Below are 5,272 nucleotides of genomic sequence, written 5' to 3'. Positions count from 1 at the left end.
GGGGCTGACGGGCTCTGCCCGGTTGCAACACCCGCCCGCGTCGGCCCCGTCCGGCTCCCGTACCGGGTCCTCCCGCACCAGCCGCATCAGCGCCCGCGCCCCCGGGCTCAGACCCCGCGCCCCCGGCAGCACCACCACGCTCTCGTACACCGGCCGGTGCACCCCCGCCAGCTCCACCGCGACCAGCCGCGCCGCCTCCGGCTTGCGCGAGAAGTGGTGCGGCACCACCGCGATCCCCAGCCCCTCCTGCACCAGCTCCAGCAGGCTGTGCACGTCATTGACCTCCAGGCCCACCGTCCGCCGCACCCCCGCCGCCGCGAATGCCTCGTCGGCGGCCCGGCGCGGCCCCCAGTCCGGATGGAAGTCGATGAACGACGCCCCCGGCAGCTCCTCCCACGCCACCTCGGCCCGCCCGGCGAACGGGTGCCCCGCCGCGCACAGCAGCACCATCGGCTCCCGGGCCAGCGGAACCAGCTCCCCGCGCCACTCCGCCGGGCTGACCGTCGCCGCGAACGCCAGGTCCAGCCGCCCGCCCGCCACCCCGTCCAGCAGACTGCTGGTGCCCTCCTGCCGCAGCCGCAGCTCCATCTGCGGATGCTCCCGGTGGAACGCCGCCAGCAGCCGCGCCGGGCTCACCCCCGCCACGCACTGCTCGACCCCCACCGTCAGCGTCCCGCGCAGCAGCCCCCGTACGGCATCGACCGCGTCCCGCGCCGCCCGCGCCCCCGCCAGCGTGCGCTCCGCCTCCACCAGCAGCGCCCGCCCCGCCTCGGTGAGCCGGACCGTCCGCGTGGTCCGGCTGAACAACGGGGTCCGCAGCTCCTGCTCCAGCGCCCGTACGGAAGCGGAGAGCCCGGACTGCGAGACGGCGAGCCGCTCGGCGGCGCGGGTGAAGTGCTGCTCCTCCGCCACGGCGACGAAGTGCTCCAGCTGACGCAATTCCATGATTGAGCAATGTAGGCGATGAATCCGAGCGGAATCTCCTGTTGGACTGCTGGATCGATCTGCGGAAGCCTGGTCGTGTCCCCCGGCCCTCTCCCCGCGGAGCCTTTCGTATGTACCTGCCGTCCGCCGACCGCTACTCCGCCATGCCCTACCGGCGCACCGGCCGCAGCGGTCTGCTGCTGCCCGCGCTCTCCCTCGGCCTCTGGCACAACTTCGGGGGCGACAGGACGCCCGAGACGCAGGGCGCCATCCTGCGCCGCGCCTTCGACCTCGGCATCACCCACTTCGACCTGGCCAACAACTACGGCCCGCCGCCCGGCTCCGCCGAGGAGGCCCTGGGCCGCGCCCTGGCGACCGACTTCGCCCGGCTGCGCGACGAACTCGTCATCTCCACCAAGGCGGGCTACCACATGTGGGAGGGGCCGTACGGGGAGTGGGGCTCGCGGAAGTACCTGCGTTCTTCGCTGGACCAGAGCCTGAAGCGCCTGGGCGTCGAGTACGTCGACATCTTCTACTCCCACCGGCCCGACCCGGACACCCCGCTCGAAGAGACGATGGGCGCACTCGACTCCGCCGTACGGCAGGGCAAGGCCCTCTACGTCGGGCTGTCCAACTACTCCGCCGACCGGACCCGCGAGGCCGCCGCGATCCTGAAGGACCTCGGTACCCCGCTCCTCATCCACCAGCCCCGCTACTCGATGCTCGACCGCCGCATCGAGGACGACGGGCTGCCGGGCGTCCTGGACGAGCTGGGCGTCGGCTCCATCGCGTACTCGCCGCTGGAGCAGGGCATCCTCACCGACCGCTACCTGAACGGCATTCCGGCCGGCTCCAGGGCGGCGGGCGCGAGCCCCTTCCTGTCCGCCGACGCCGTCACCCCGCAGCTGGTGGAGCGGCTGCGCGCGCTGGACACGCTGGCGAAGGAGCGTGGCCAGTCGCTCGCGCAGCTGGCCCTGGCGTGGGTGCTGCGCGGCGGCCGGCTCACCTCCGCCGTCGTCGGGGCCAGCAGCGTGACCCAGCTGGAGAACAGCGTCGAGGCCGCCCGGAACCTGGACTTCACCGAGAAGGAGCTGTCCCGGATCGAGGAGCTGCTGCGGGACGCGAAAGCCGCCTGACGCAGGTCAGGTGCCGGAGAGCGGTACGGGCGGGGCGGCCGGGAGCACATGGTCGCCCGCCTTGTCCGTGCTCAGGCACAGCGAGCAGACCATGGCGTCGTGGGCCGGGCAGGCCGCCAGGTCCGGGCGCTCGAAGGTCTGCCGGCAGACGTGGCAGTCGTACGTGTCCGCGCTCGGGTTGCCCTCGGCGTCCAGCAGCGGCACCGGGATGCCGTCGTCGCTCCGGCGCAGGTAGTACCGGCCCCGGGTGACGATCGCCATGACCGGGGTGAGGACGAACGCGATGACCACGGCGGCGACGGGGGAGTAAGGCTGGACCGTGTCGCCGAAGGCGTGGAAGTACATCGCGATGGAGAGCCCGGAGGCGGCGGTGAACGCGGTCACGCCGACCGGGTTGACCGCGTAGAGCATGCCCCGGCGGAACTCCGGCGCGTGCGGGGAGAGCTTCAGCAGGTACTTGTTGACCCCGATGTCGGTGGCGACGGTGACCACCCAGGCGATGGCGCAGTTGGAGTAGAAGCCCAGGATGCTGTTGAGGAAGCTGAACATGTCGGCCTCCATCAGGATCAGCGCGAAGGCCAGGTTGACCAGGACGAAGATCATGCGGCCGGGGTAGTGCTTGGTGACGCGGGTGAAGGAGTTCGTCCACGCCAGCGAGCCGGAGTAGGCGTTCGTGACGTTGATCTTGATCTGGCTGATGACGACCAGGACCACGGCCAGCGGCACCACCAGCCAGGACGGCATCATCGCGTCGAACGCCCCGCGGAACTGCTGGATCGGCTCGGTCGCAGCCGCCGGTCCCACCTCGGAGAGGATGTAGACGGCGAGGAAGACGCCGATGGCCTGCTTGATCGCACCGAGCACCACCCAGCCGGGACCGGCCATCACCATCGCGGTCCACCAACTGCGCTTGTTCGCCTCGGTCTTCGGCGGCATGAAGCGCAAGTAGTCGATCTGCTCGCCGATCTGGGCGATGAGGGAGAGGCAGACGCCCGCGCCGAGCAGCACGGAGGCGGTGTTGAGACTGCCCTCGCCATCGGTGCCCGCGTAGGCGAGGAAACTGTCCACCGTGCCCGGGTCGGTGGCGACGAGATAGACCAGCGGCCCGACCATCAGCAGCAGCCAGATGGGGGTGGTCCACACCTGGAGCTTGCTCAGCGCCTTCATCCCGTAGATGACGAGGGGGATGACCATGAGGGTGGAGACGGCGTAGCCGAGCCACAGCGGCAGCCCGAAGCCGAGTTTGAGGCCCTGGGCCATGATCGCGCCTTCGAGGGCGAAGAAGATGACGGTGAAGCTGGCGAAGATGACGCCGGTGAGGACGGAGCCGTAGTAGCCGAAGCCGGAGCCCCGGGTGATCAGGTCCAGGTCGATGTTGTAGCGGGCCGCGTAGTAGGCGAGCGGGAAGCCGGTGATGAAGATGAGGGCAGCGGCCACGGTGATGGCGACCAGCGCGTTGCCGGTGCCGTGGGCCATGGCGATGCCCGCGCCGATGGAGAAGTCGGCCATGTAGGCGATGCCGCCGAGCGCGGTGGTCGCGACGACCATCGGGGTCCAGCGGCGGTAACTGCGCGGCGCGAAGCGGAGGGTGTAGTCCTCCAGCGTCTCCCGCACCGCCTGGGGTTCGTCGGGGACGGCGGGCGGTGCGGGGTCCGGCGGGGACGGTTCGGCGATCTGCGTGCGGGTATCCATGGCGGGGGACGCTAGGCAGCCGCCGTTTCCCGCGCGTACGGCCGGTGTGAAGGCGGCGTTACGGTATACCAACGGGCGTCAGAGGGCCCGGGACGGCAGCGGCTTCACGCCCGTGCCTCAGGGGGCGATGCCCACCCCGTCGATCCGGCCCCAGGCCCGCTCCTGCCCGGCGGTCATGGCGGGCCAGGTGAGTCCGCCCGGTCGGGGGAGCACCCGGGAGGCGTACGGGGACGGCCGGAACGCCGGATCGTAGAAGCAGCCCGTGCCGTACGTCCGGTCGAAGGCGGCGCAGGATTCGGCCAGCGATCGCGCGGTGGGCTTGCGGCCGGTGCGGGCCCAACGGTCCAGCGCGGCAATGGAGTTGGCGTACTCCGCGTTGCTCAGCCCGCTGTGCTCGCTCTCCCGGGTGAAGCTCTGCACGAGCCGGTGCTCCCGGCCCGCTCCCCGCAACGTGTCCCGGTAGGCGGCCTCGTGCTCCACGAACGCCGTGGGGTCGTCGATCGCGTGCAGGGTCAGGACGGGCAGGGACACCCGCCCGGTGAGGTCGCTGTCCCACGAGAGGTCCCGGCGCGCGGCCGGGTCCGCCGAGAACCGCTCCACGCCCGCGTTCAGTGCCCGGTCGTCGTGCGAGCCGGTATACCGCACGCCCCGGTTGGAGAACGGGTTACGTCCCCCGAGCCGGGTCGAGACGATGTCGCGGAAGGTGAACGTCGCAAACCGCAGATGCGACTCCAAGGACCGCTCCGGGATCCCGGTGACCGCCAGGATGTCGTCGAGGTTGCGCTGCTGGAGCGCGGTCCGCGCGGCCGGGTCGGCGTCGAACCCCGTGCACTCGCGCAGCCGGGCGCTCAGCCCGGCGGACGTCATCGTGGAGTCCGGGCGCAGCCCCTGCCACAGCGGGTACTGCGGCTCCGTGGGGCGCGGGTGGTTGCCGCAGTAGAACTGGTAGACCACGCGGAGGTCGACCCGGTAGTCGTAGCCGCGCGAGCCGCCGCCCAGGACGCCGTTGGTCAGCAGCACCCCGTCGTACGCTCCGGGCTTCGTGCCGGATGCTCCGGGCTTCGCGCCGTACGATCCCGGCTTCGTGCCGTAGGTCGCCCGCTTCGTGCCGTACGTCTCCGCGACCTTTGCGGCCACGTTCCCGCCCCAGGACTGGCCGTGCAGATAGGTCCGCCCCGGCTTCCCGAACCGGTCGACGAAGACCCGGCGCACGCTCTCCGTGTCGGCCGCCGCCATCCGCGTCCCGTAGCCGCCGCGCCGGTAGGAGGAGCCCGCCCAGGCGTACCCCTCCTCGACCATGACGGCCCACCGCTCCAGGTCCTCGGTCGAGCGGGCCGGGTCCGATGCGTCGCCCAGGTCGGGCCCGCCGTGCGCGTGCACCACGAGCGAGCCGTTCCAGCGGAGGGGGACGGCGAGCGCGTAGTGCGCCCCGTTCCCGTCCTGGCCCGTGTAACACCGCGCCTTTCCGGCCAGTGCCTCCGGGCAGGCGGCGGTGGGCCCGGCCCCCGGCCGGGGGGCCG

At 71.9% G+C, this 5,272-nt stretch carries 4 protein-coding genes; 1 reads left to right on the top strand and 3 read right to left on the bottom strand.

The features are described 5' to 3' along the window. Positions 1–945 (bottom strand): LysR family transcriptional regulator (locus JS521_RS06160; RefSeq protein WP_205081703.1); only part of this gene is annotated, 945 nt, incomplete at its 3' end. Between the two features lie 110 nt (positions 946–1,055). Here JS521_RS06160 and JS521_RS06155 point away from each other — a divergent pair. After that, positions 1,056–2,060: an aldo/keto reductase gene (locus JS521_RS06155; RefSeq protein WP_205081702.1), complete on the top strand. Its 1,005-nt coding sequence runs from the start codon at positions 1,056–1,058 to the stop codon at positions 2,058–2,060. A gap of 6 nt (positions 2,061–2,066) precedes the next feature. Here JS521_RS06155 and JS521_RS06150 read toward each other — a convergent pair whose 3' ends face one another. Together JS521_RS06150 and JS521_RS06145 are read right to left on the bottom strand one after the other, a co-directional pair. After that, complete coding sequence (locus JS521_RS06150) at positions 2,067–3,752, bottom strand: purine-cytosine permease family protein (RefSeq protein ID WP_205081701.1); 1,686 nt, start codon at positions 3,750–3,752, stop codon at positions 2,067–2,069. Positions 3,753–3,869: 117 nt separating this feature from the next. Continuing rightward, positions 3,870–5,272: hypothetical protein (locus JS521_RS06145; RefSeq protein WP_205081700.1), on the bottom strand; the 1,403-nt coding region annotated here is incomplete at its 5' end.

This window comes from Streptomyces durocortorensis (genome assembly GCF_016901035.1).
Classification (GTDB): domain Bacteria; phylum Actinomycetota; class Actinomycetes; order Streptomycetales; family Streptomycetaceae; genus Streptomyces; species Streptomyces durocortorensis.
Note: the sequence above shows the minus strand (reverse complement) of the source record. Positions and strands in the feature narration are given on the sequence as shown.